The following is a 26123-nucleotide window of genomic DNA, read 5'->3' as shown; positions in this document are numbered from 1 at the left end:
AAGGTTCCGGACGAACTCACCAGACCACACGCCGACAGCGTCATCACGAGGGCCGCCGACGCGGCCAGGATTGCGAGTGCCCGGGAGCGCAGCGAGCGGGCCGACTGCGACCGTGTCATCATGCGATCCCCCGTGGTGTTGCGACGAGTTCGACGAGGCGGCCGAGCCAGTCGATCGTCATGGCGAGCAGGGCGACCAGGATCGCGCCCGAGACCAGCAGCTTGGGCAGGAACAGCGTGATGCCGGTGGTGATGAGTGTGCCCAGGCTGTTCGCGCCGATGAATGTGCTGAGGGTGGCGGTGCCGACCAGGATCACCAGTGCGGTCCGCACCCCGTTGAGGATGACGGGTACGGCGAGCGGTAGTTCGACCTGGACGAGGGTGCGGACGGCGGACAGGCCGATGCCCCGGGATGCCTCGACGGTCCGTTGATCGACCTGACGTAATCCGACGATGGTGTTCTGCAGGATCGGGAGCACGGCGTAGACGACCAGGCCGACGACGGCGGTGTTGAACCCGGTCCCGAGCCAGAAGGTGAACAGCACCAGCAGACCGATCGCCGGCGCCGCCTGCCCGATGTTGGCGATGTTCACCGCGATCGGGTTCAGCCACCGGAGCGACGGTCGGGTGAGTGCGATACCCAGTGGAATCGCGATCACGACGACGATGACGGTGGCGACGAGAGTCAGTTGGATGTGGTCGAGGATGGTGGCGCGCAGCGCGGCCCATGACATCGACGCGCTCTCGGTGGTGGTGAACGTGGTGTTCGCGTACCAGATGGCGAAACCCACGCCGACGACCACGATCACGAGCGGTTCGAACCACACGTCGATGGGGATACGGGAGAGCCGTCGTCGAAAGCCGCTCGGGACCGACTCCGGGGCAGGCGGTTTCGCGGTCTCCGTGATCCTCGCCTCTTCGGCGATGAAACCCGTCACCGCTCGGCGCTCGTCTCGGGCGTGCCCACCGGCGCTGTCGCGGAACCGGCGCCTGCGGCAGGTTCCAGGCCGGGCTCGTCGTCGGCCGCGACGACCGGGGTCTCGACGGGAGCCGAACCCTCGGCGTGGTCGAGATAGCCGCCGTGGTCGTCGTCCTCCCGCACCGTCGCGAGCTGACCGCGGATCGCTTCCATCACCGAGGCGATGTTCAGCGCACCGACGACCGCGCCGCGTCCGTCGGTGACGAGCACACCACCCTGGCTCGTCGCGAGCATCGAGTCGAGAGCGTCGTTCAGCGTCGAGGACTTGGCCACGACCGGGAGTCGATGGTCGAGGTAGTCGGAGACCTCCGGCTTGGCGCGGATCTCCTCGACCGACGGCCAGGCGCGTGGGCGGCCGTGTTGGTCGACGACGGCGACCCAGTCCTCGCCGGCCGCCTTCGCGCGGGTCACCACGGCGCCGGACGGTTCTCCGACGCGGGCGGTGATCACCTCTTTGAAGTCGACATCGCGGACGCGAGTGAGGGTCAGGTGGGCGAGAGTCGCGCCCGATCCCACGAACTCCTCGACGAACGGGCTCGCCGGATTGGCCAGGATCTCCTCCGGCGGCGCGAACTGTTCGATGTGCCCGCCCTCGGAGAGGATCAACACCTTGTCGCCGAGTTTGGTCGCCTCCTCGAAGTCGTGGGTGACGATGACGATGGTCTTGGCCAGCTCGTGCTGGATCGCGATCAGCTTGTCCTGCAGGCGTGCTCGGGTGATCGGATCGACGGCGCCGAACGGCTCGTCCATCAGCAGCACCGGGGGATCGGCGGCGAGGGCGCGTGCGACGCCGACCCGCTGCTGCTGGCCGCCGGACATGTCCTTGGGGAGCCGGTCGGCGAAGGTCGCGGCGTCGAGTCCGACGAGGTCGAGCAGGTACTCGGTGCGCTCGGCGATACGTTTCTTGTCCCAGTTCAGGATTCGCGGAATGGCGCCGATGTTCTTGCTCACCGACCAGTGCGGGAAGAGGCCGCCGGACTGGATGACGTAGCCGATGGACTGCCGCAGCTTGTCCGGGTTCTCCGCGGTGACATCGCGTCCACCGATGTAGATGCGACCCTCGGTGGGTTCGATGAGGCGGTTGATCATCTTCAGCGTCGTCGTCTTGCCACATCCGGACGGGCCGACGAAGGCGACGATGTCACCGGCGTCGATCTCCAGGTCGAGACGGGCGACGGCCGGCGTGGTGGCTCCCCGGTAACGTTTGGCCACGCCGTCGAGGCGGATGGACTCCCCGGTGACGTTGCGGTTGTTGCCGTTCGGCGCGGACGAGGTGGCGGAGTCGGTCATGAGAGTCCCTTGGAGATGGTGAGTCGGCCGAGCAGAACCAGGAGAGCGTCGAAGACGAGGGCGATGATGACGATCAGGATCGTTCCGGCGAGCGCCATTTCGAGTGCATTGGCACCACCGAGGCGGGAAAGCCCGTTGAAGATCAGCGATCCCAGGCCGGGGCCCAGGACGTAGGCGACGATCGCGGCGACACCGACGATCATCTGGGTCGACACGCGGATGCCGGTCAGGATTACCGGCCAGGCGATCGGCAACTCGACGGTGAGCAGGATGCGCCACCTCGAAAGCCCGATGCCGCGGGCGGATTCGACCACGGCCGGCGGCACGGACCGTAGGCCGACGACCGCGTTGCCGATCACCGGCAGCGTGGCGAAGAAGGCCAGCATCAGAAACGACGGCGTCACACCGAGTCCGAACGGCACGATCAACAGGGCCAGGAGGGCAAGCGACGGAATGGTCAGCGCCACACGGCTCGACGTCAGCGTCAGCGCGCTGGCGAGCGGGAGGCGATAGACCACGGCGGCGATGAGGATCGCCACGGCCGTACCCACGAGCACTGTCTGAAATGACAGCGACGCGTGTTGATAGGTCAGAAAAGTGAGTGATCGGGCGTTCTCGCTGAGGTAATCCCACAATTGCACTGTCGGTGTCCCATCCCCGGTGTCCCACCCCCGGTGTCTGCGTCGACATTACGCAGAGTTGAACGAGACTGCCGACATTTGGACCGATCCAGTGTGACTTTCACGCGGCGTGGGTCGATCTCCGCTCGACTCGGTGCCATCCTGGATGGGTGAGTGAGACTGCGCTGACCAGCTCGGAGGTCGGACCCGACGACGATCGGGCCCACCTGGCCGAGGCCGTGCGTTCCTGGACGCGCATCGTCGCCTGGGTGCTGAGTGTCGGCGGGGCCATCGGCTTCGTCGCGGCGTTCGTGCTGACCGTGGAACGATTCGAACTGGCGGCCGACCCCGACTACGTGCCGTCCTGCAACTTCAATCCGGTGCTGAGCTGTGGTTCGGTGATGGCGCAGCCGCAGGCGGCGCTATTCGGGTTCCCCAATCCGCTGCTCGGGATCGCCGGTTTCGCGGTCGCGATCACCACCGGGATGGCCTTGCTGGCCGGGGCGCGCCTCGCCGGCTGGTACTGGGCGGGGCTACAGGTCGGGGTCACCGCGGCGATGGTCTTCATCGGGTGGCTGATCTATTCGAGCCTCTACTCGATCGGGGCGCTGTGTCCCTACTGCATGGTCGTCTGGGCGGTCACACTGCCGATCTTCGTCCTGGTCAGCGTGCGCAACGCGCACGCGAGCGGTCTCACCTCGCGGTCCCGTGTCGCGCTCGCCCTGGCCCGCAATCACGCCCCCATCCTCGTCGCGGCGGTCGGCCTCGTGATCGTGCTGATCGCGGTGCGATTCTGGTCGTACTGGTCCAGCCTCTACTGAACCCGACCGCGCGCGACCGCTCGGAATCTCCCGAGATGCACCACTACGCTGGGTCCATGGCTATCGGGCGTCCATCGGAGGGTTCGGCGGAGGTGCAGCGCGCGCCGCGGGCGCGGATGACCGGCGCGCAACGGCGATTGCAGCTCATCGAGGTGGCGCGCGGGCTGTTCGCCGAACGGGGTTTCGAGGGCACGTCGATCGAAGAGATCGCGCAGCGCGCCGGTGTCTCGAAACCGATCGTCTACGAGCACTTCGGCGGCAAAGAAGGTCTGTACGCGGTGGTCGTCGACCGTGAGATGGAGACCCTGCTGGAGATGGTGACCTCGTCGCTGTCGAAGAACCGCTCGCTCTATCGCATCCAGCAGGTCGCACTCGCGCTGCTGACGTACATGGAGGAGCGCACCGACGGCTTCCGCATCCTGGTCCGCGGCGACAGCACCGCGAGCACGGACGAGACGGCGACCTACTCGAGTCTCCTGAACGACGCGATCAGTCAGGTCGAGCACATCCTGGCCGGGGACTTCGAACGACGCGGCTTCGATCCCGCCCTCGCACCGCTCTACGCCCAGGCGCTCGTCGGGATGGTGTCGGTGACGGCGCAGTGGTGGCTCGACGTCCGCGAACCGTCGAAGGAGGTCGTGGCGGCGCACCTGGTCAACCTGTGCTGGAACGGGCTCACCCGGCTCGAACCCGATCCCGAACTCGTCGGGCCCGACTACGTCGAATCGCGCAAGCGGACCACCGTCGACGACGCCTGACCGGGTGCCGCTCGCGACCCGGCCCACACCCGACCCGAGGTGCACGGCAGTGTGCCCCAACCGCGTCTATTGTTGATTCACTCTGCGTCCCCCGGCCGAAAGGATCAACCGATGTCGACCCCGCGCGGCGCCGGCCGGCCGGCCATCGCATCCCGCTGAGGCGCCGCGCGTGGAGACCGTCGGCATCTACCTGGTCGTCATCTTCGCGTGTGGGTTCCTCGCACGTGTGGCCCGCCTGCCGACCCTCGTCGGCTACCTCGCCGCCGGGTTCATCCTGCACGCACCGGGAATCGATGAACTGCCGATCATCGACACGATGGCCGAACTGGGCGTCACGATCCTGCTGTTCACCATCGGGCTCAAGCTCGACGTGCGGATGCTGCTCCGGCGCGAGGTCGTCATCACCACGGCGGCGAACCTGCTCGTCATCCTCGGTCTCACAATGGGTTTCCTCGGCGTCCTGGGTGCCATCGGAGTGCGGCTGCTCGCCGGCGAGGGCTGGGAGACGGTGGCGCTGTTGGGATTTGCGCTGTCCTTCTCGAGCACGGTGTTCGTCGTCCAGGTACTCGACGAGCGGTCGGAGTCGCATTCCCTCTACGGCCGGATCGCCATCGGCGTCCTCGTGCTGCAGGACATCGTCGCCGTCGTCTATCTGACCGCCATGCAGGGCGAGCCGCCGAGCCCCTGGGCGCTGGCCCTGGTGTTGCTGATCCCCGGCGCGTGGATCGTCCGGCGGTTGTGGAACACCCTCGGCCACGGCGAGTTGCAGACGTTGTTCGGGATCGTCATGGCGCTCGTGCCCGGCTATTGGTTCTTCGAATCCGTGGGTGTCAAGGGCGACTTCGGCGCGATGATCATCGGCGTCCTCCTCGCTTCGCACCCGCGTGCGGGGGAGTTGTCGCGGACGTTGTTCGGTTTGCGTGAGCTGCTGTTGGTCGGTTTCTTCGTGTCGATCGGCCTGCACGTCACACCGACGACCGAGACCGTGCTGCTCGGCCTGCTCCTGCTCATCCTGCTGCCGCTCGAGGGAGCGGTGTACACGCTGGTCCTCTCGCTGTTCGGCCTGCGTCGCCGGACGTCGATCCTCACCGGACTCGCCTTGGCCAACTTCTCGGAATTCGGGCTCATCGTGATCGCGACCGGTGTGGGGGCAGGCATCATCGGCGAGGACTGGCTGGTGGTGACATCGGTCGCGGTGGCGGGAAGCTTCGTGTTCTCCACCCTCGTCAACCGTCGCGGCACGGGCCTGGTGACCCGGCTGTCGGCGTTCGTCCCGACCACGGCCGCCGCCCGGGCGCACCCCGACGACGCGCCGATCGTGCTGGCGCCGGCGCGCGTACTCGTCCTCGGGATGGGTCGCGTCGGCCACTCGGTCTACGGCCGGCTGGTCGACGAATACGGCCTGCCCGTGATCGGCGTGGAGAACGACCCGCTCAAGGCGAGCGAACTGGCCGAGCAGGGTGTCCGGGTACTCGACGCCGACGCCACCGAGACCGACTTCTGGGACCGGGCCGTCGGCGTCGGCGAGCTCGAACTGCTCGTCCTGGCCATGCCCTTCCACGGCTCGAATCTCGTGGCGCTCGAACGGATCGAGGAGCTCGGCGTCACCGGGACCATCGCCGTCGTCGCGCAGTACGACGACGAACGCGACGAGTTACTCCAGCGAGGGGCCGACGTGGCGTTCCACATCTACGAGGGCACCGGCGTCGGACTGGCCGACGCGGCCGCCGAGGCCGCGGGTCTGGAACGCTGAGCGACGGCTCACCCCGACCCGGTGGACCAGGCCGGTCAGGCGCCCGCGACGGGAGCATCGTCGCCTTTTCAGAGGTCCTTCTGCATGTAGACGCAGTCGATCCACTGCTCGGCCTTGTGACCGATGGCGCGCAGGCGACCCACCTCGTCGAATCCGAACCGCCGGTGCAGTGCGATCGAGCCCTCACCTCCGGTCGCGGCGATGACCGCGACGATCTGGCGGACGTTGTCCGGGTCGGCGCGGGCGAGCAGCGCGGACATCAACGCGGTGCCGATCCCGCGCCCCCCGTGACCGGGCCGCACGTAGATCGAGTCCTCGGTCGACAGGTCGTACGCGGGCATCGTCCGGAACGTCCCCAGGTAGGCGTACCCGACGACGTGCTCGACCCCGTCGTCGATGGCCCGGGCCACAACGAACGGCCGGCCCGCAGCGGTGATCGCGGCGTGCTTGGCATGCCACTGCGAGACCGACGGAACCAGGTAGTCGAAGGTCGCGACGGTGTGCTGCACGTAGTGCGCGTAGATGTCCGCGACGCCCTCGCAATCGTCGATCGTCGCATCGGACACGCGGATCGGGGGCGAGGTCGCGCCGGAGGTGCGGTCGCTCATGCCGATGAGGGTAGGGCAGGGGCGCCGACGGCGAGAACTCCGTCGGCACAACTCCCGCTGACCGGGCGGGGACGGGCGGATCGGCGACCCATACAATCGACGGAGTGTCGACGCTGTCTGCCCTGTCCGGTCTGGCCGCACTCGCGTGTGCGGACAAGTCCTTCCGCGAGGTGCACAAGCACCGCGACGAGCGCCGACTGGACATCACCGCGCCGGATGCCGCGCGCCCCTTCCTCGTCTCGTGCCTGGTCACCGATGCGCAGGCGCCGCTGTTGGTCGTGTCGGCCAACGGCCGTGAGGCCGACGATCTGACGGCCGAGCTGGGCGAACTCCTCGACGATGCCGGGGCCGTCGCACAGTTCCCGTCGTGGGAGACGCTGCCGCACGAGCGGCTCTCGCCGAGCGCTGACACCGTCGGACAGCGTCTGGCCGTGCTGCACCGCCTGGCGAACCCCGGGGACACCCCGCTGCGGGTCGTCGTGACCACTGTTCGTTCGCTCGTCCAGCCGATGGCACCGGGCCTCGCCGACGTCGCCACGGTGACCCTGCGTGAGGGCATCGAGGTCGACTTCGACGCACTGCTGTCCCAGTTGGTCGAGATGGCCTATGAGCGCGTCGACATGGTCGGCCGACGCGGCGAGTTCGCGGTACGCGGCGGCATCCTCGACGTCTTCCCGACCACCGCCGATCATCCGGTGCGCGTGGAGTTCTGGGGCGACGAGATCACCGAGATGCGTGCGTTCTCGGTGGCCGACCAGCGCAGCCAGCCCGAGGTCGAGACCAGCGAGGTGCGGATTCACCCGTGCCGTGAACTGCTCCTGACCGAGAAGGTCCGTGCGCGGGCCGCCGATCTCGCGGCCGCCGACTCGGGCGACACGACCATGACCGAGATGTTGGGCAAACTCGCCGAGGGCATCCCGGTGGAGGGGATGGAGGCGCTGATCCCCGCGCTCGTCGACGGCGACATGCAGTTGCTGACCGAGGTGATCCCCGACGGCACCCGGGTCCTCATCCTCGACCCGGAGAAGGTGCGGACCCGGGCCTCCGATCTGTCGAAGACGGGTGCGGAATTCCTCGAGGCGTCGTGGACGGCGGCGGCCATGGGCGCCTCGGCGCCGATCGACGGCCGGTCGTCGGAGAGCCTCGGCATCGACCTGCAGGCCAGCGCGTACCGCTCTCTCGACGAGGTTCGGAAGGCGACGCTCGCCGCGGGCCGGCCCTGGTGGACCCTGAGTCCGCTCGCGACCGGCAGCGGTGACGAACTCGAACTGGACCTGGCTCCCGGCCCGGCGCCACGGGGCGACGACCGCGAGATCGCGGCGACATTCGCGCAGTTGCGCGCCCACGTCTCCGACGGCAAGACGGCGGCGATCGTGGTGGCGGGCAAGGGCACCGCGCAGCGTGTCGGCGAACGACTGTCCGACGCCGAGGTGCCCTACGTGCTCGCCGAACCCGGGCATCGGCCGCAGCCCGGCGAGGTGACCGTCTTCTGCGCGCCGCTGCGTGCCGGGATCGTCTGTCCCGACGCGGGTCTCGTGGTGGTCGCCGAGGCCGACCTCACCGGTACACGGGTCGCGAACGTCCGGGACGGCCGCCGGCTGCCGGCGAAGCGGCGCAACCAGGTCGACCCGCTCGCCCTGGCCGCCGGCGACCTGGTGGTGCACGACCAGCACGGCATCGGCCGGTTCGTCGAGATGATCGAGCGGACCGTCTCGGGTGCCCGGCGCGAGTACCTCGTCCTGGAGTACGCCTCGAGCAAACGCGGCCAGCCGGCCGATCGGTTGTACGTCCCGATGGACGCGCTCGACCAGCTCTCGCGCTACGTCGGCGGTGAACAACCGTCGCTGTCGAAACTCGGCGGGTCGGACTGGCAGAACACGAAGCGCAAGGCGCGCAAGGCTGTTCGCGAGATCGCCGGCGAGCTCGTACAGCTCTATGCCGCCCGCCACGCCGCGCCCGGACACGCATTCGGTCCCGACACCCCGTGGCAGCAGGAAATGGAAGACGCCTTCGACTTCACCGAGACCGTGGATCAGCTCACGGTCATCGCCGAGGTCAAGGCCGACATGGAACGTGCGGTGCCGATGGACCGCGTCGTCGTCGGCGACGTCGGTTACGGCAAGACCGAGATCGCCGTCCGTGCCGCCTTCAAGGCCGTCCAGGACGGCAAGCAGGTCGCGGTCCTGGTCCCGACGACGATTCTCGCGCAACAACATCTGCAGACCTTCACCGAACGGATGAGCGGCTTCCCGGTGCGCGTGCGCGGCCTGTCGCGTTTCACCGATGCCAAGGAGTCACGCGAGATCGCCGAGGCGATGTCGAAGGGCGAGGTCGACGTCGTCATCGGTACCCACCGACTGTTGCAGACCGGGATCGTATGGAAAGACCTCGGACTCGTGATCGTCGACGAGGAGCAGCGGTTCGGTGTGGAACACAAGGAACACATCAAGTCGCTGCGCACCCATGTCGACGTGCTGACGATGTCGGCCACCCCGATCCCGCGCACGCTGGAGATGTCGATGGCCGGGATCCGCGAGATGTCGACGATCCTGACCCCGCCCGAGGAACGGCACCCGGTGCTCACCTACGTCGGTGCCTACGCGCCCAAGCAGGTCGCCGCCGCCATCCGCCGCGAGCTGTTGCGTGACGGCCAGGTCTTCTACGTGCACAACCGGGTGTCGACCATCGACAAGATGGCCAAGGACATCGCGGCGATGGTCCCGGAGGCGAGAGTTGTTGTCGCACATGGGCAGATGGGCGAGGATCAGCTCGAGCGCACGGTGTCGGGATTCTGGAATCGTGAGTACGACGTGCTGGTCTGTACGACGATCATCGAGACCGGTCTGGACATCTCGAACGCCAACACCCTGATCGTCGACCGCGCCGAGAACCTCGGCCTCTCGCAGCTACATCAGCTGCGCGGTCGCGTCGGTCGCAGCCGCGAGCGTGGATACGCCTACCTGCTCTACAGCCCCGACCGGCCGCTGACCGAGACCGCCTACGACCGGCTGGCGACGATCGCGCAGAACAACGAGCTCGGCGCGGGAATGGCGGTGGCGCTGAAGGATCTCGAGTTGCGCGGCGCCGGAAACGTGTTGGGCGCCGAGCAGTCCGGGCACGTCGCGGGCGTCGGCTTCGATCTCTACGTCCGGCTGGTCGGCGAGGCGGTGGAGGCCTACCGCGCGGCCGCGGACGGTAAGCCCGTCGAATCCCGGGAGACGGGCGAGGTGCGCATCGACCTTCCCGTCGATGCGCACATCCCGGTCGAGTACGTCGATTCCGACCGCCTGCGTCTCGAGGCGTACCGCAAGCTCGCGTCGGCGACCGACGACGCCGCGGTCGACTCGGTCCTCGTCGAACTCAACGACCGCTACGGCCCACCGCCGGTGGAGACCACGCGGCTGGCGTCCATCGCCCGGTTGCGCTTGCGATGCCGGGAGCGGGGGATCACCGAGATCGGTCTCGCCGGACAGGGAATGAAGATCTCACCGCTCTCACTGCTCGACAGCGAGCAGGTGCGTCTTCGTCGCCTGTACTCGTCGGCCACCTACCGGGCGACGACTTCGGTGGTCACGCTGCCCATCCCGCGCACCGGAGGCGTGGGGTCGGCGCGCCTGCGCGACGACGAGCTGATCGAGTACCTGACGACTTTCCTCACCCAACTCCGGCCGGACCCTTCGTGACGCGCCCTCCGCAAGCTCCGGGCGCTCCTCAGGGAGCGGGGGTAGCGCGCCCTCCGCAAGCTCCGGGCGCTCCTCAGGGAGCGGGGGTAGCGCGCCCTCCGCAGGCTCCGGGCGCTCCTCAGGGAAGGGCGTACGACGAATGACGGTGGTGCTGCTGGACCCGGCACGGCCGGATCTGATCCCCATTCGCGCACGCTCATGTCTCGCCGGGCCGGTGCAGGTCACCGAGGACGTGCCCGCGGCGATGCTGTGGGAGTTCGACCACGTCGAACCCGTCTTCGACGACGCACCCGTTGATCCGGCATCGGTGCTCGTCAGTACGGATCCCGAACATCCGCTGGTGCAGGCGCGAATCGCGCGCGGGGAAGACGTCATCGCGGCGCAGACGGTCTCCGGCATGGCGCTTCTCGAGTCCGTGGCGTTGATGGACACATTGCGTCGGAACGGCCCGTGGGAGAGCACGCAGACGCACCACTCGTTGCGGCGTTACCTGCTCGAAGAGGTCTATGAGTTGCTCGACGCCATCGAGGCCGGTGACCCCGTGGAGCTCTGTGAGGAACTCGGCGACCTCCTGCTGCAGGTGCTGTTCCACGCGCGCATCGCCGCCGACGACCCGGAGTCGCCGTTCGACATCGACGACGTCGCACGGAGTTTCACGTCGAAGGTGACCGGCCGGACCCCGGGCGTGCTGTCCGGCGCCCACTCGGATCTGGAGACCCAGATCCGGGAATGGGAGGAACGCAAGGCGGCCGAGAAGCGCCGCGGCTCGGTGTTCGATGGCGTCGCCACGACCCAGCCCGCTCTCGCCCTGTTGCAGAAGGTCCTCGAACGGCTCACCGCGGCCGGTTATCCCGTCGACACCATCCCCGCGGAGACCCTGACCGTGACGGTCGTCGCCGGCGGCGACAGCGTCGAGGCGCAGGCCCGGGACCGAGCGCTCGCGTTGATGGCCGACGTGCGCGCGGCAGAAGCGCGTGCGGCCGAGCGAGACGTCACCCTCGACTCGCCCGAGGCGTGGTCGGCCGTACTGGGCGAGAACCCGGCCTGATCCGACCATCACGCGAGCACTGTCGCGGGGTTTGGGGGAGTGAACCGGATCGAGGCTCAGACGGACAGTGCGGCCAGCTGCTTCGTAAATTCCGCCTCGTCGATTCGCGTGTGGCGTCCGTCCTCGACGACGATCTCGCCGCCGACCATCACCGTGTCGACGATGGACCGTGATCCGGTGGTGAGCAGCGACGCGCCGGGATCGCGGACGGGGAGGGTGGCGTAGTCGCGGTCGAACCGCACCAGGGTGAGGTCCGCGGGCGACCCGACCGTCACGCCGCCGGTCACCGGCGACAGACCGAGCGCGGAGTTGGCGCCGCCGCAGGCGATGTCGAGCATCTGGGGGAACCCGAGCAGGTCCGCACGCCGGTGGACGGCACGTTGTAGGTAAGCGGCGATGCGCAGCGTCGCCAGCATGTCCTGGGTGTCGTTGCTGGCGGCGCCGTCCACGCCCAGCCCGACCGCCAGGCCGCGCTCCAGCATCGCCGGGATCGGGGCCACCCCGCTGCCGAGCCGCATGTTCGACAGCGGGTTGTGCGACACCGCGACCTTCCGGGCGGCGAGGGTGCGCTGGCCGGCGTCGTCGAGCTCGACGCAGTGGACGGCGAGGACGCGGTCCCACAGGAAGCCGTTGCGGTCGAGGTGGTCGACGGCCCCGAAGCCGGTGTGCTGCCGACACATCTGCTCGTCGGTGCCGGTCTCGAGCAGGTGGATGGAGACCGGCAGTCCACGCTCCTGCGCGAAGTCGCGGATCGTCCGCATCCCGGCGTCGGTGACCGAGCGCGGATTGGGTACCGCCAGGGCCATCGAGATCGCTGACCCGGCAACCTCGTTGCGGAGATGGTCGACGTGGTCGAGGACCTCGCCGAGGGGTTGCATCAGCCGCGGTTCGAACCCCCACTTGCGGCTCGGGTCGGTGCGGTCGGCGACCCCGCGGCCGAGGATCGCCCGGATTCCGGTGTCGCGCAGTGCCCGCACGACGGCGTCATGGATCTCGTGCGACGGGTGCGGCCACATGTGTTCGACCACGGTCGTCGTGCCCGATCGCAACAGTTCGAGGCAGGCCGAGACAGCGGCGAGGTAGGCCCGCTCGGGTGTGATCGCCACCGATTCCTCGCCCACGGCCAGCAACCATTCGAGCAACGGTGTGCATTCGGCGATTCCCCGCATGAGCGACTGCTGGAGGTGCGTGTGGGTGTTGACGAACCCGGGGATGACGTAACCGTTACCGGTTCCACCGCCCGGACGGGCGGTGGGTGCGATCGCGGTGACGATCCCGTCGACGACATGGACGTCGTGATGGGCTTTCCACTGGCCGGCCGTGTAGACGGTGACGTCGCGAAAGGCCGGGGCCGCCGCGGTGACGGCGGCCCCGGGCAATGATGTGTCGGTCACTTCGCGAAGTTCGCGGCGATGCGCTGGGCGAGGTAGTCGGCGGCGGTGATCGGCGGGTAGGTGCCGCCCGCGCTCTCGATCAGCACGTCAGAGTTCGCTTGGGCGAAATACGCGAGCGTGTAGCGCGGACCGGTGTACTCGCCTCGGCGGGGAGCCCGGACCCGATGGAAGTTCGACGGCAGTCGGTCGTCGGACCAGCGCATCAGCATGTCGCCGATGTTGCAGGTGATGGCGTCGTCGGACGGCTCGACCGACGTCCAGGCCTCGCCGTCGGCCTCGGCTCCCGGTAGCACCTGCAGACCTCCCTGACCGGACCGCTGGAACAGCAGGGTCAGTGCGTCGAAGTCCGTGTGTGCGCCGGCGCGCCAACTGTTCTCGGAGTCGATCAGTTCGTCGGGGAACGCGTAGTAGTGCAGCAACCGCAGGGTGCTCTGGTAGGTGTCCGCCGTCGGGTCGTGCGCCCGAGTGAAGAAGTCGCGGTCGAGACCCAGACGCTCGGCGAAACAGCTGAGCAAGGTCATGGCCACCGACCAGCACCGGTGCTCGAAATCCTCGATGGTGGAGCGGAATCCGGCGAGCTCGCGCTCACTCGGCCACAGTCCGTCCATGCGGGGCCGGGTGAACTGGTAGGACTCCTTCTGGTCCGGTGTGCCGATCGACGGGCGTACCTGGGTGCGGTACTCCCAGCCCGCGTTCTGGCCCTTCTTGAGCGGATACTGCTCCTTGATCGAACGGGGGAGCGCGAAGAACCGGGCGGACATCTCGAACGCGTGGTCCACCGCGGCCAGGTCGATGCCGTGGTCGATCACCTGGAAGAAGCCGATGTCGGTTGCGGCCGACCAGAGTTGGTCGGCGGTCTCGTCGCGGCGGTTGTCCAGATCGGCCAGACTGATCCGGCGGATCTCGCGGTCGGTGGTCTCGGTTCCCAGCCCGCCCATCCGGCGTTCCCGGTCGAGCTCGGCCAGGCCGGCCGAGGCGGCCGGCGATGGGGGTGTGGTGGTCTCGGTCATCGTGTGTCTCTCTGTGGTCGGGGAAGACGTGGGCGTCGGGTCAGCGGATCTGCTCATCGATGAACTGGGTCGTGAACAGCTGGTCGGCGGGCAATGCGGCCGGCAGGTCGGCGCCTCCGCCGTTCAGGATCGGCACGAGGTCGTTGATCACGTTCTGCGCCTTCACCATGTCGTAGCTGCCGTAGACACCGTCCGCGCCCGGGGCGATGACCGCGCGATCCTTCAGCAAGCCCGCCGAGTACGCCGCCTCGCCGGCCGAATACGGGGTGAAGGACACGTCCTGGGACACCCAGTCGACGATGGTGGCGTTGACCGCGTCGGGCGAGGCCACGTAGTCCTTACCGGTCTGCTGGATCATCGGGACCAGCTTCTCCAGACACGGCGACATCTCCTCGACGTCACCGGCGCGGACCGAGACGTTCGACGCGTAGACGTCGTACCCGGCGTCCTTGACCATCGCGTAGGCGACCGGCTTGTTCCACGACGGGGTCTCGTTCTCGTAGGTGTAGGGCTCGGAGTTGGCGAACCCCTGCTGGGTGATCGACGGGTCGCCGACGAAACGTGCCGGGGCGCCGTCGTAACTGGTGTCGAGCTGATCCTGCTGCAGCAGCCCCTTCGCGACCAGCCACTGCGGGAAGATCTGATCCTTCGACACCACCACGCTGGCGTCGGATCGGCCGATGTCGGCGATCGTCTTCACGTCCGGGTGGGTTGCGGGGTCCCACATGATGATCGAGGGGTTGTACTGCAGCAGGGGCGTCACACCGACCACGCGTTGGTCCTTGGCGGCGGAGATCATCTGGTCGCCGTGGACGAGACCGAGGTGGATGGAGTCGTCGGAGTACATGGCCGAGGGCACCGACTGGAATCCGATGGCCGGGCCGCCGGCGCGCAGCGTGATGTCGACGCCGGTGTCCATGCCGTCGAAGACGAGCGGTCCGGAGACCGACTTGTTGTCGGTGTCGACGGTGTACCCGGGTCCGAGAAGTCCGATGACCCCGGCCATGTCCGACTGCGGTTGCCACTGCAGTTGAACCACCACGTTGTCGGGGCAGGTTCCGGCGAGGGTGGATTCGGCCGGCGCCGAGGGGAGGCTCGACGACGCGGTGTCGTCGGACCCGGAACTCGAGCAGCCGGCGAGAACCGCTGCGCAGATCGTCGCCGCCGTGGCGGCCACGGCCAGACGCGACGTGCGGAGGCGGGTCATCTAATAGCAGAAAGACTGCAACAGTTACATGTAGACATGCACAGGGCGGGAAGGCCGGATGAAACTCTACGACACGGTGAGGGATGTGGATGCGCGTCATCTCACCAAAGATGTGGTCGCGTCCGTCTCCGGGGTGACGAAGCGATTCGAGTCCGGGACCCAGGCGCTGGACCGGGTGGACCTCGACGTGCGCGCCGGCGACTTCGTGGCCGTCGTCGGACCGTCGGGTTGTGGTAAGTCGACCCTGCTCCGGATGGCCGCCGGTCTCGAGAAGCCCACAGAGGGAAGCGTGGCACTGTCCACGGAGTCGGTCGGGTTCATCTTCCAGGAACCGACCCTCCTCGCCTGGCGCAGTGTGCGGGGCAATGTCGAACTCTGCGCCGAGATCGCCCGGCTGCCGCGGGGTGAACGACGACGCCGGGCGCAGGCCGCCATCGACGCGGTCGGTCTCACCGGGTTCGAGTCGCAATTGCCGCGCATGCTGTCCGGTGGCATGAAGATGCGTGCCTCGCTGGCCCGCGCGTTGACCTCCGAGCCCGAATTGTTGCTCCTCGACGAGCCTTTCGGCGCTCTCGACGAGATGACCCGGCTCGACATGCAATTCGAGCTGCAACGGCTCTACGCCGAACGCCGGTTCACCGCGATGTTCATCACGCATTCGGTGTCCGAAGCGGTCTTCCTCGCCAACCGGGTGATCGTGATGTCCGCACGCCCCGGGCGGATCGTCGCCGACATCGGCATCGACTTCGCTCACCCACGCCACCCGGATCTGCGCTACGACAGCCGTTTCACCGACCACGTCGCCGAGATCTCCGAGACCCTCCGAGGTGCACGATGACCACCGCCGCCCGATCTCGTCCCGCCGCCGGCGAGCACCACGGACCGGTTTCCGCGCCGCAGCCCGAACCCACACGCGGCGAACGGTCGTCGCGGAAGAGTGGCGCCCGCCGCATCACGGCAGCCGTGCTGAGGTATGGGGCACCCCCGGTCCTCTCCCTCGTCGTGGGGATCGCCGCCTGGTACGCGGTCAGCTATCTCATCCTCACTCCGGAACGGCGTTTCCTGCTCCCGCCGCCGCACACCGTGCTGACCGAGTCGCTGCTGGACCCGGACAGCGTCGGCCCCATGCTCGACGCGCTGTGGGTCACCGCGAAGGTCTGTCTCGTGGGCTTCGCGTTCGCCGCGCTGGTCGGGGTCGCCATCGGCGTCCTGATGAGCCGGGGGTCCTTCCTCGAACGCGCAATCTACCCCTGGGCCGTTGTGCTACAGGTGATCCCGGTGCTCGCGATCGTTCCGCTGATCGGGCTCTGGTTCGGCTACGGGATGGTCGCCCGCACGATCGTGTGCGTGATCATCGCGATCTTCCCCATCATCGCCAACACGCATTTCGGGCTCGTCTCGGTCGACAAGTCCTCACAGGAGCTGTTCACCCTGTCGAAGGCCTCACCGGTGCAACGCCTGCTGATGCTCGAGTTCCCGTCGGCGCTCCCGTCGATGATGACCGGCTTCCGGACGGCCTCGGGGCTGGTCGTGGTGGGCGCCATCATCGGTGACATGTTCTTCGCCAAGGGCGAACCCGGTATCGGGACCCTGCTCGACATCTATCGGGCTCGCCTCCAGTCCGACGACCTCATCGCGGCGATCGTCCTGGCCTCGGTGTTCGGCATCCTCGTCTTCGGCGCCTTCAGCATTCTCAACGCCGCCGTGAACCGTCGTCGCTGACGACATCTCCGCGCTCGCAACCCCTCGACCCGAACCCATCCGGAGGATTCATGTTCACCGTTCCCACCATCGACATCTCGCCCTACCTCGACCCGGAGAGCTCGGTCGCGGCCCGGGACGGCGTGGCGCGCGCCCTCGACGACGCCTGTGGCGGAGTCGGTTTCGTCCAGGTCGTCGGCCACGGGATCGCCCCCGGCGTGATCGACGGACTGACCGCGGCGCTCGACGAGTTCTACGCGCTGCCCCTCGAGGTGAAGAAGCAGTACGCCCGACCGGGGCAGAATCGTGGCTACAGCCCGCCGAAGAGTGAGTCGCTGAGCATGAGTCTCGGTGTGGCCGCGGCGAATCAGATGAACGACTTCTACGAGGCGTTCACCGTCGGCTCGGAGGGTTCCTGGTTCCCGGGCCTCGACCTGCCGGAGTCCAGCTACCCGACGAACACGTGGCCGGACGCGGCGCCGGGATTCCGCCCGGCGGTCGAATCCTGGTTCGACGCGGCGCGGGGCCTCTCGCGAGTTCTGCTCACTGCTTTCACCGATGCGCTCGGTCTGCCGCCCGGTTACTTCGACGGGATGACCGATCACTCCATCGACGCGCTGAAGCTCAACAACTACACCCTCCCCGAAGGCGAGATCGAACTCGCCGGGGAGCTGACCGGGATGGGTGCGCACACCGACTTCGGCATCCTCACCGTGCTGTGGGCCGACCAGGTGCCCGGGCTCCAGGTGCTCGATCACGAGGGGCGGTGGCACGACGTGGCACCCGCCGACGACGCGCTGCTGGTCAACCTCGGCGACGCCATGGCGCGGTGGACGAACGACCGGTGGCGCTCGACTGTCCACCGCGTCGACCCGCCCGTCGTCGACGGCCGGATCCTGCGTCGTCGGTCGGCAGCGTTCTTCTTCGACGGCAACGCCGATGCCGTCATCGAGACGCTGCCCGGGTGCGCGCGTACCGACCACCCGGGATATCCGCCGATCACCGTCGCCGAGAACATCGATGCGAAACTCGCCGGGATGAAGAGCGGAATCGCACCCGTCGGCGCCGAGCGCGAGGCGCAGCGCGTGATGGCCGCGGGATGAGGCCGGGGCATCGGCCTTCTACGCTGGGACGATCATGACGGGAAACGGAGACGACGGCGCGCTGCTCATGCAGTCGGTCCTGCGCCGGATACGCGACGAGATCTTCGACGGCACGCTCGAACCCGGTGCGTCGCTCTCGGTTCCGGGTCTGGCCGCCCGACTGGACGTGTCCCGCAGCCCGGTGCGCGAGGCGGTCCAACAACTCGTCATGGACGGGCTGGCGGTCTACACGCCTCGTGTCGGTGCGAAGGTGGCCGTCCTCGACGACGAGATGCTGCGGCACGTCTTCGAGGTTCGTGAGGTCCTCGACGGACTCGCCGCGCGCCAGGCCACCATCCGGGTGACCCGTGCCGAGCTGACCGGGCTCTGGGATCGGGTGCGTGAGCAGGAACGTCTGCTGGAGACCGAGCCCGATCACCGACGCGACGCCGAACTCGATCTCGACTTCCACATCGCGGTCCGGTCGCTGTCGGGCAACGCCCCGCTGTGCGACGCACTGCTGAAGCTCGACACCCAGTCACATCTCTACCGATCCGACATGTGGTCGCACGCGGACAACCGTCGACACGCCGTGACCGAGCACCGCCGGATAGTCGCGGCATTGGAGGTCGGTGACGCCGACGAAGCCGACCGGGCCGCGCGCGCCCACGCCGCCGGCGTGCTCGTCCGGTTGCTCCGTACCTGATCCGGTGCGCGATCGCCGTGACCCCGGTCACCGGACTTTCGCCCACGCTGATTTGATCTCGTCAGGCGGTGCGGCGGCGGGAGAGAGCGCATCCGCCGCCCCGGGTGGGCCCCGCGAGGGGAATCGTCTGCGCCATCATGGGTGGATGGTCTCTTCACCCGGTGCCGCGCGCCGCGACAACGTGATCCTGGTGCACTGGCACGACCTCGGTCGCCATCTGCGGTGTTACGGCGCCGATGGCGTCGAGAGTCCCGTCCTCGACGACCTCGCGGCCGCCGGCATCCGGTTCGCCGACGCACACGCGACGGCGCCGCTGTGCTCACCGGCCCGCGGTTCCCTGTTCACCGGGCGCTATCCGCACGGCAACGGGCTCGTCGGCCTGGCCCACCACGGGTTCGAGTACTTCCCGGACGTGCAGACCCTGCCGGCTCTCCTCGCGCGTGCCGGCTACCGCTCCGCACTCTTCGGGATGCAGCACGAGAGTGCGGACCCCGGCCGGCTCGGTTTCGACTCGGTGGACGTGTCCGACTCGCGCTGCGACTACGTGGTGGACCGGTCCCAGGACTGGTTGCGACGACATGCGCACGACGATCGGCCGTTCTTCCTGACGGCAGGCTTCTTCGAAACGCATCGGCCCTACCCGGTCGACGAGTACAAGCCGGCGGACACCAGCACGATCGCGGTGCCCGGGTTCCTGCCGGACACCCACGACGTGCGCGACGATCTGGCGGGTCTGCACGGCTCGATCACGAAGGCCGACTCGGCCGTGGGCCGGCTCCTCGACACCGTCGCCGAACTCGGTCTCGACGACTCCACCTGGATCGTGTTCGTCACCGATCACGGTCTGGCGTTCCCACGGGCGAAATCGACGCTGTACGCAGAGGGCACCGGGATCGCATTGATCATGCGCCCGCCGTCGCGGCTGGGGATCACGCCGACGGTCTACGACGATCTGTTCTCGGGGGTCGATCTCACGCCGACGCTGCTCGACCTGGTGGGCGTCGACATCCCGGACACGGTCGACGGTGACTCGCACGCCCCCGCGCTGGTGGGAACCGAATCCACGGCCATTCGCACCGAGGTGTTCACCGAAAAGACCTACCACGATGCCTTCGATCCGATCCGGGCCGTGCGCACCAAGGACTTCAGCTACATCGAGAACTACGCGGCGCGGCCGGCGTTGTTGCTCCCGCTCGACATCGCCGACAGTTTGTCGGCGCGGTCGCTGGATCGGCAAGAGGTGCAACAGGATCGGCCGCGGGTCGAGCTCTACGACCTGCGTTCCGATCCGCATGAGCGCAACAACCTCGCCGACGACCCGTCGTATGCGCACGTCCGGGACAAGCTCGCGCGGGCGTTGGCCGACTGGCGCGAGCGCACCCATGACGACTTGCCCGATGAAGCGGCCGGCACGGCGACGGCGGAGGCCTTCATGGACGCATTCCACGCCAAGGCGGCGCAGGTCGAGGCCGAGGAAGAGGCATTGCCGTCCCGGCGTCCGCTGGGTGCCCGTCGCGAGTTGGCCGGGGACATCACATCGGGCGAGCGCTGAGGGGCGTCGGCACGAAAGCGTCATCTCGGACACGCGATCTCACGACACCCACAGCGCGGTCTCGGTGTCAATGGTTTCGACCCGGCTGCGCGTAAAAGGCCAGCTTGCGGTGCTTTTCCCGCTCGCTAGACTCGTCTTTCATGTCAGCGAAGTCCTCGTCGGGACCGGCAAACTATCTGGTGTGTGCCAGCCAGCGCAGCGGCAGCACGCTGCTGGTGGAGTCGCTCGCCGCGACCGGCGTCGCGGGTCGTCCGGAGGAGTTCTTCCAGTACTTCTCGGATTCCTCGGCGGCTCCGCAGCCGCGTGAATGGTTCGCCGGTGTCAGCGATCCCACCATCCTCGAGCTCCTGGAGCCACTCGATCCCGGCGTGGTGGACACCCGCGATTCGGCCACCTGGCACTCGGACGTGCGGGCGGCGGGTCGCACGCCGAACGGGGTGTGGGGCGGCAAGCTCATGTGGAACCAGACGCCGCTGCTGATCTCGCGCAGCCGGGTCGCGTCGGGTTCGTTGCGCGGCGCCGTCCGCTGGCTGTTCGACGGAGCCGATCCGCTCTACGTGCACGTCCATCGAGAAGATGTTGTGCCGCAAGCGGTGTCGATGTGGCGCGCGGTGCAGACCCGCGTGTGGCGGCACGACGGCTCGGACACCGACGAGCACGACGAGGCGGTGTATCACGCCGGCGGTATCGCCCATCTCGCCGGCATCTTGAGCGACCAGGAACGACAGTGGCGCAACTGGTTCGCCGCCGAGGGGATCGAACCTCTCGAGATCGGGTTCCGGGACCTGGTCACCGATCCCACGAAGGCGACCGCACTGGTGCTGGAGAAGATCGGGCAGGACCCGGAGCTGGCGCCGCCGCCACCGCTGAAGCCACAGTCCAATGCGCGGTCCAAGGAGTGGGCCCGACGCTATCGAGAAGACGCCGAACGAAACGGATACCCACTGTGACCGCTGTAGACGAAACCTCGCTCGACCCGGCGACCGGCGACCGGGCCCGGCCCGGGGACGCCGACGACTTCGACCATGTGACCGCCATCCGGGTGCTGGAGGCCGAGGCGGTGCACATCATCCGCGAGGTGGTGGCGGAACTGGAGCGGCCGGTGCTGCTGTTCTCCGGCGGCAAGGACTCCATCGTCCTGCTCCGGTTGGCCGAGAAGGCATTTCGGCCCGCGCCCCTGCCCTTCCCGATCATGCACGTCGACACCGGCCACAATTTCGACGAGGTGATCGAATTCCGTGACCGACGGGTCGCGCCGACCGCCGAGAATCCCGAGGGCATCGAACTCATCGTGGCCTCGGTCCAGGAGTCCATCGACTCCGGACGGGTCGCCGAGTCCACCGACCCGTCGGGTTCGCGGAACCGCCTGCAGACCCGCACCCTGCTCGATGCGCTGGAGGAAGGCGGATTCGACGCCGCGTTCGGCGGCGCCCGCCGCGACGAGGAGCGTGCCCGCGCCAAGGAGCGCATCTTCAGCTTCCGCGACGAGTTCGGGCAATGGGATCCCCGCGCCCAGCGACCCGAACCGTGGTCGCTGTACAACGGGCGGATCCGTCGTGGGGAGTCGGTGCGTGTGTTCCCGCTCTCGAACTGGACCGAGACCGACATCTGGCGCTACATCGAGCTCGAGGGCCTCGAGCTGCCCTCCATCTATTTCGCCGCCGAGCGGGAGGTCTTCGACCGGGACGGCATCCTGCTCTCGGTCTCGGAGTACTCACGGCCCCGCGACGGTGAGGAGGTACGGACCGAGTGGGTGCGCTACCGCACCGTCGGTGACCTGACCATCACCGGGGCGGTGCGCTCGCGGGCCACCACGATCGCCGAGATCATCGCCGAGATCAGCGAATCAACCGTCTCCGAACGCGGGGAGACCCGCGCCGACGACCGCACGTCCAGCGCCGCCATGGAAGACCGCAAGCGCGAAGGATACTTCTGATGACTCTCACCTCGCCACAGCCGGTCGTCCCCACCGGGGACGAAACAAGCACGTCCACAAGGCAATTCCTGCGGATCGCGACCGCGGGCAGTGTCGACGACGGCAAGTCCACGCTCATCGGCCGGATTCTGCACGACACCGGCAGTCTGCCGACCGATCATCTCGCCGCGGTCACCGACGGCGACGGTGATGTCGACCTGGCCGCCCTCTCCGACGGCTTGCGCGCCGAACGCGAACAGGGCATCACGATCGATGTCGCCTATCGCTTCTTCTCCACGCCCACACGGAGTTACGTCCTCGCCGACACCCCCGGACACGAGCGGTACACCCGAAACATGTTCACCGGGGCGTCGAACGCGCACGTGGCGATCCTGCTCGTCGACGCCCGGCACGGCCTGCTGCGGCAGACCCGACGCCACGCCCGGATCGCAACTCTCGTGGGCGTGCCGCACGTGATCGCGGCGGTCAACAAGATCGACCTCGTCGATTACTCCGAGCACCGTTTCGACGAGATCCGGGCCGACCTCGCCGAACTCGCGGTGCAACTCGGGATCGGGGAGATCCCGGCGATCCCGGTGGCCGCCAAGCACGGGGACAACGTCGTGCACCGCTCGTCGAACACCCCGTGGTACTCCGGGACAACGCTGTTGGAGTACCTCGAGGACGTCGAGCTCCACGCGCCCGCGCCGGTGACCGAGGAACTGCGCCTTCCGATCCAGTGGGTGTCGCGTCCCAGCGAGTCGAACCGGCGTACCTACACCGGCCGGCTCGCCTCCGGGACACTGCGCGTCGGTGACGAGATCGTCGTGCTGCCGTCGGGAAGCCGGTCGACCGTCACGGCGCTCGATACCCTCGATCCCACGAGAGACGTTGCGGTGGCGCCTCTCTCGGTAGGAGTCCAGGTCGCCGACGACATCGACATCGGTCGCGGCGACGTCATCGTGAGCGGTGCGGACGGAGCGCATGTACCGGTCCTGGCCCGCGAGATCGATGCGCACGTGTGCTGGTTGTCGAATTCGCCGCTGCGGGCCGGTGACCGCGTCGCCCTCAAGCACGGCCCGTCGACGGTCCGCGCCACCGTCCAGTCCCTCGAGCGGCGCCTCGACCCGGACACCCTCATCGAGCATGTCGCCCCCGGTGAGCTCGTGCTCAACGACATCGGCACCGTCACGCTGCGGACGTCGTCGGTGGTGCCGGCCGACCCCTATGCGAGCAACCGCGACACCGGCGCGTTCATCCTCATCGACGAGGCCTCGAACGACACGGTCGGCGCGGGGACGATCCTCGAGCCGCGCGAGGTCATCCCGGGTAAGGCGACGCGCAACGACATCAAATGGCATCCGAGTTCGCTGGCGCGTGCGGAACGATGGGCGCACACCCAGCAGCGCGGAGCGACGGTGTGGCTCACCGGTCTACCGGCGTCGGGCAAGTCCACCGTCGCCGTCGCGCTCGAGCGGGCCGTCGTCAGCCGCGGGCGCGTCGCCTACCTCCTCGACGGCGACAACATCCGGCACGGGATCTCCGACGACCTCGGCTTCTCCGCCGGTGACCGCGCGGAGAACATCCGCCGTGTCGGCCACGTGGCCCGACTCTTCGCCGACGCCGGGGTCATCGCGATCGCGTCGATGGTCTCGCCGCTGCGTTCCGACCGGGAGATCGCGCGTGAACTGCACCGCGCCGCCGACCTCGACTTCATCGAGGTCCACGTCTCCACGCCGGTCACCGAATGCGAACGCCGTGACCCCAAGGGCCTCTACGAACGCGCGCGTCGCGGCGAACTCCGCGGGCTGACCGGCATCGATGCGCCCTACGAGAGTCCGGAGAGCCCCGATCTGCGATTCGACACCACCGGCGCGGACATCGACCGGCTGGCGTCGCTCATCCTCGGTGCGCTGATGGATCGCGGCATCATGGCGGGGTGAGTTGCTGTCATCCCCCGGGACCCGCGCACGGCGGCCCGGGTGCGCCGTTCCCGCCGGCCGAGCACGCCGGTGGCGGTCCCGGAGTGCACCCGATCGAGACGGTGGACATCCCGGCCGGGGGCTTCGCCATGGGCGACGCCTTCGACGAGGGGTACCGCACCGACGGTGAGCGACCGGTGCACGAGGTCGAGCTCGGTGCGTACTCGATCGACGCGACGACGGTGACCAACGCCGCGTTCGCCACGTTCGTCGCGGCGACCGGACACCAGACCGATGCCGAGCGATTCGGTGGTTCCGCGGTGTTCCACACCTACGCCACCGCGCCGGGCGAACCCGTGCCGGGAACGCCGTGGTGGCTCGCCGTCGAAGGTGCGTCGTGGCGCCACCCGGCGGGTCCCGGCAGCCGGGTCGACAATCTGGCCGACCACCCCGTCGTCCACGTCAGCCACCGCGACGCGCAGGCCTATTGCGTTTGGGCCGGACGTGTCCTGCCCACCGAAGCGCAGTGGGAGAACGCGGCGCGGGGTGGGTTGCGCGGGGCCCGATACCCCTGGGGGAATGAACCACCCACCGCAGAAGCGCCCCGCTGCAACATCTTTCGCGGCGAGTTCCCGGATGCGCCGACCGCCCGGGTCGGTACCGTGCCCGTGCGAGACTTCGAGCCCAACGGCTTCGGCCTGTACCAGTGCGCCGGCAACGTCTGGGAATGGTGCGCCGACACGTTCAGCGCCCGGTACTACCGCGTGTCCGACCGCAGCAACCCGCTGGGGCCGGGCCGGGGAAGCGCTCGCGTCCTGAGGGGCGGCAGCCATCTCTGCCACGACTCGTACTGTCATCGTTACCGGGTCGCCGCGCGATCGCACAACACGCCGGAGTCGACGGCGAGCAACATCGGGTTCCGGACCGTCGGTCCCGCGGCCGGCTGACACCCGTCCGGCCGACAACCCGTCCGCAAGTCCCGGGACACAGGGCCCGCTCGCTGCGCTCCCGGCGCCCGGGACACAGGGCCCGCTCGCTGCGCTCCCGGCGCCCGGGAACCGAACTCCGCCGTGGTCAGTTGGATCAGCAGACTGTGTGTCGATTTCCGGGAGACCCGATCGGCTGTGCGATCGTGGTTCCCCTCGGGCGGTGTCCGCCCGAAAGTCGTCGGACCGGAGAGGGGAGTAGGGCAGGAATGCGTGTGGAGGGCCGGGATGCGGTGCGTCGGGAGTCGAGGCGGCCGAACCCGTGGAGGAACGGCCTCATGGCCTCGGCCGTGGCGGTCGCGTCGTCGGTGCTGCTGGCCGGCTGCATCGACCTGCCGTCGCTGACCAGGCCGGACATCCCGGAGGGCATCCCGCCGGGGGCAGGCGTGCCCCAGCCCTATATCGACATCAACGCACCCGGGCGTACCGCGGACAGGATGCACGACTGGGCCGTGCCCATCGCGGAGTCCACCGGTATCCCGGTCGTCTCGCTCCAGGCCTACGGCAACGCCGCCGAGATCCAGCGCCAGCAACACCCCGAGTGCGGACTGAACTGGACCACGCTGGCGGGGATCGCCGGCGTCGAGAGCAAACACGGCCACTACCGCGGCTCCGACGTGGCCGACAACGGCGACGTCAACCCGCCCATCCGGGGCGTCAAACTCGACGGCACCCGCGGCAACATGGAGATCCTCGACACCGACGGCGGCGCACTCGACGGCGACGCCACCCACGATCGAGCGATGGGGCCGTTCCAGTTCATCCCGGAGACGTGGAAGCGCTACGGCGTCGACGCCAACGGTGACGGCGTCCCCGACCCCGACAACATCGACGACGCCGCCCTCTCGGCGGCCCGCTATCTGTGTGTCTCCGCCGGCAACGACATGACGACGCCGGAGGGGTGGGAGAAGGCAGTCCGGACCTACAACAACTCGATGGCCTACGTCCTCGACGTGCGCGATCACGCCAACGCCTACTCGATCAACGTCCGCTTCTGAACCCTGCCGGGAAGGGCTTCAGCGCTTGCGTCGACCTTGTCACGTGCGGCTTCGGCGCAGCCACTAGGCTCTTGCCTATCGGCCGGCACCA

At 68.4% G+C, this 26123-nt stretch carries 22 protein-coding genes; 15 read left to right on the top strand and 7 right to left on the bottom strand.

The window, feature by feature from the left end; genetic code table 11:
- Positions 1 to 118: 118 nt before the first annotated feature.
- Genes FFS52_RS20230 through FFS52_RS20220 form a run of 3 tightly spaced genes read right to left on the bottom strand, consistent with a single transcriptional unit; the run spans position 119 to position 2909 of the window.
- Entirely contained in the window at positions 119 to 937 is an 819-nt protein-coding gene (locus FFS52_RS20230; RefSeq protein ID WP_058250826.1) for an ABC transporter permease, read from the bottom strand.
- Complete coding sequence (locus tag FFS52_RS20225) at positions 934 to 2268, bottom strand: ATP-binding cassette domain-containing protein (protein WP_137810734.1); 1335 nt, start codon at positions 2266 to 2268, stop codon at positions 934 to 936. The genes FFS52_RS20230 and FFS52_RS20225 overlap by 4 nt, the downstream gene beginning before the upstream one ends.
- Positions 2265 to 2909, bottom strand: a complete 645-nt coding sequence (locus FFS52_RS20220) for an ABC transporter permease (protein WP_058250824.1) — start codon at positions 2907 to 2909, stop codon at positions 2265 to 2267. Before FFS52_RS20220 ends, FFS52_RS20225 begins: the two co-directional genes overlap by 4 nt.
- A gap of 149 nt (positions 2910 to 3058) precedes the next feature.
- On the opposite strand from FFS52_RS20220, the gene FFS52_RS20215 reads away from it, so the two are divergent.
- From FFS52_RS20215 to FFS52_RS20205, 3 genes are all read left to right on the top strand, one after another.
- Positions 3059 to 3709 carry a vitamin K epoxide reductase family protein gene (locus FFS52_RS20215; protein WP_078112131.1) on the top strand — a complete coding sequence of 217 codons (651 nt, stop codon included), beginning with the start codon at positions 3059 to 3061 and terminating at the stop codon, positions 3707 to 3709.
- Between the two features lie 56 nt (positions 3710 to 3765).
- On the top strand, positions 3766 to 4467 hold the full coding sequence (locus FFS52_RS20210) for a TetR/AcrR family transcriptional regulator (protein WP_068971913.1): 702 nt from the start codon (positions 3766 to 3768) through the stop codon (positions 4465 to 4467).
- 169 nt (positions 4468 to 4636) lie between these two features.
- Entirely contained in the window at positions 4637 to 6220 is a 1584-nt protein-coding gene (locus FFS52_RS20205; RefSeq protein ID WP_137810733.1) for a cation:proton antiporter family protein, read from the top strand.
- Positions 6221 to 6288: 68 nt separating this feature from the next.
- Here FFS52_RS20205 and FFS52_RS20200 read toward each other — a convergent pair whose 3' ends face one another.
- A complete protein-coding gene (locus tag FFS52_RS20200; protein ID WP_137810732.1) occupies positions 6289 to 6828 on the bottom strand; it encodes a GNAT family N-acetyltransferase in 540 nt (179 codons plus the stop codon).
- A gap of 104 nt (positions 6829 to 6932) precedes the next feature.
- Between FFS52_RS20200 and mfd the strand changes: the two genes are divergently transcribed.
- Together mfd and FFS52_RS20190 are read left to right on the top strand one after the other, a co-directional pair.
- Positions 6933 to 10511, top strand: a complete 3579-nt coding sequence (gene mfd, locus FFS52_RS20195; protein WP_137810731.1) for a transcription-repair coupling factor — start codon at positions 6933 to 6935, stop codon at positions 10509 to 10511.
- A gap of 139 nt (positions 10512 to 10650) precedes the next feature.
- A complete protein-coding gene (locus tag FFS52_RS20190; protein ID WP_137810730.1) occupies positions 10651 to 11559 on the top strand; it encodes a MazG family protein in 909 nt (302 codons plus the stop codon).
- 56 nt (positions 11560 to 11615) lie between these two features.
- Here the strand turns inward: FFS52_RS20190 and FFS52_RS20185 are convergent, their stop codons facing one another.
- From FFS52_RS20185 to FFS52_RS20175, 3 genes are read right to left on the bottom strand one after another with little or no spacing between them, the layout of a single operon-like run.
- On the bottom strand, positions 11616 to 12953 hold the full coding sequence (locus tag FFS52_RS20185; protein WP_249356217.1) for an amidohydrolase family protein: 1338 nt from the start codon (positions 12951 to 12953) through the stop codon (positions 11616 to 11618).
- A complete protein-coding gene (locus FFS52_RS20180; RefSeq protein ID WP_137810729.1) occupies positions 12950 to 13963 on the bottom strand; it encodes a 2OG-Fe(II) oxygenase family protein in 1014 nt (337 codons plus the stop codon). Before FFS52_RS20180 ends, FFS52_RS20185 begins: the two co-directional genes overlap by 4 nt.
- 40 nt (positions 13964 to 14003) lie before the next feature.
- A complete protein-coding gene (locus FFS52_RS20175; RefSeq protein WP_137810728.1) occupies positions 14004 to 15170 on the bottom strand; it encodes a nitrate ABC transporter substrate-binding protein in 1167 nt (388 codons plus the stop codon).
- Positions 15171 to 15228: 58 nt separating this feature from the next.
- Between FFS52_RS20175 and FFS52_RS20170 the strand changes: the two genes are divergently transcribed.
- The 10 genes from FFS52_RS20170 to FFS52_RS20125 all read left to right on the top strand — a co-directional run bounded on the left by FFS52_RS20170 (position 15229) and on the right by FFS52_RS20125 (position 26032).
- On the top strand, positions 15229 to 16008 hold the full coding sequence (locus tag FFS52_RS20170; RefSeq protein WP_137810727.1) for an ABC transporter ATP-binding protein: 780 nt from the start codon (positions 15229 to 15231) through the stop codon (positions 16006 to 16008).
- A complete protein-coding gene (locus FFS52_RS20165; RefSeq protein WP_249356215.1) occupies positions 16005 to 16892 on the top strand; it encodes an ABC transporter permease in 888 nt (295 codons plus the stop codon). The genes FFS52_RS20170 and FFS52_RS20165 overlap by 4 nt, the downstream gene beginning before the upstream one ends.
- A gap of 50 nt (positions 16893 to 16942) precedes the next feature.
- Complete coding sequence (locus FFS52_RS20160) at positions 16943 to 17974, top strand: 2-oxoglutarate and iron-dependent oxygenase domain-containing protein (RefSeq protein WP_137810726.1); 1032 nt, start codon at positions 16943 to 16945, stop codon at positions 17972 to 17974.
- 34 nt (positions 17975 to 18008) lie between these two features.
- A complete protein-coding gene (locus FFS52_RS20155; protein ID WP_137810725.1) occupies positions 18009 to 18659 on the top strand; it encodes a GntR family transcriptional regulator in 651 nt (216 codons plus the stop codon).
- A 145-nt stretch (positions 18660 to 18804) separates the two neighbouring features.
- The gene (locus FFS52_RS20150) at positions 18805 to 20211 is read left to right on the top strand and encodes a sulfatase (protein ID WP_137810724.1); all 1407 of its coding nucleotides are present in this window, start codon (positions 18805 to 18807) and stop codon (positions 20209 to 20211) included.
- 140 nt (positions 20212 to 20351) lie between these two features.
- Positions 20352 to 21161, top strand: a complete 810-nt coding sequence (locus FFS52_RS20145) for a Stf0 family sulfotransferase (protein WP_137810723.1) — start codon at positions 20352 to 20354, stop codon at positions 21159 to 21161.
- Positions 21158 to 22147, top strand: coding sequence for a sulfate adenylyltransferase subunit CysD (cysD, locus tag FFS52_RS20140; protein WP_269554113.1), 990 nt, complete (start codon positions 21158 to 21160; stop codon positions 22145 to 22147). The genes FFS52_RS20145 and cysD overlap by 4 nt, the downstream gene beginning before the upstream one ends.
- The gene (gene cysC / locus FFS52_RS20135) at positions 22147 to 24069 is read left to right on the top strand and encodes an adenylyl-sulfate kinase (protein ID WP_137810722.1); all 1923 of its coding nucleotides are present in this window, start codon (positions 22147 to 22149) and stop codon (positions 24067 to 24069) included. The genes cysD and cysC overlap by 1 nt, the downstream gene beginning before the upstream one ends.
- A gap of 101 nt (positions 24070 to 24170) precedes the next feature.
- Entirely contained in the window at positions 24171 to 24995 is an 825-nt protein-coding gene (locus FFS52_RS20130) for a formylglycine-generating enzyme family protein (RefSeq protein WP_137810735.1), read from the top strand.
- 317 nt (positions 24996 to 25312) lie between these two features.
- Positions 25313 to 26032 carry a lytic murein transglycosylase gene (locus FFS52_RS20125; protein WP_171011689.1) on the top strand — a complete coding sequence of 240 codons (720 nt, stop codon included), beginning with the start codon at positions 25313 to 25315 and terminating at the stop codon, positions 26030 to 26032.
- Positions 26033 to 26123: the final 91 nt, after the last annotated feature.

The organism is Gordonia sp. ALPHA1B1 (assembly GCF_005502615.1).
GTDB classification, from domain to species: Bacteria; Actinomycetota; Actinomycetes; order Mycobacteriales; family Mycobacteriaceae; genus Gordonia; species Gordonia hongkongensis.
This window is presented reverse-complemented; position numbering and strand designations above follow the sequence as displayed.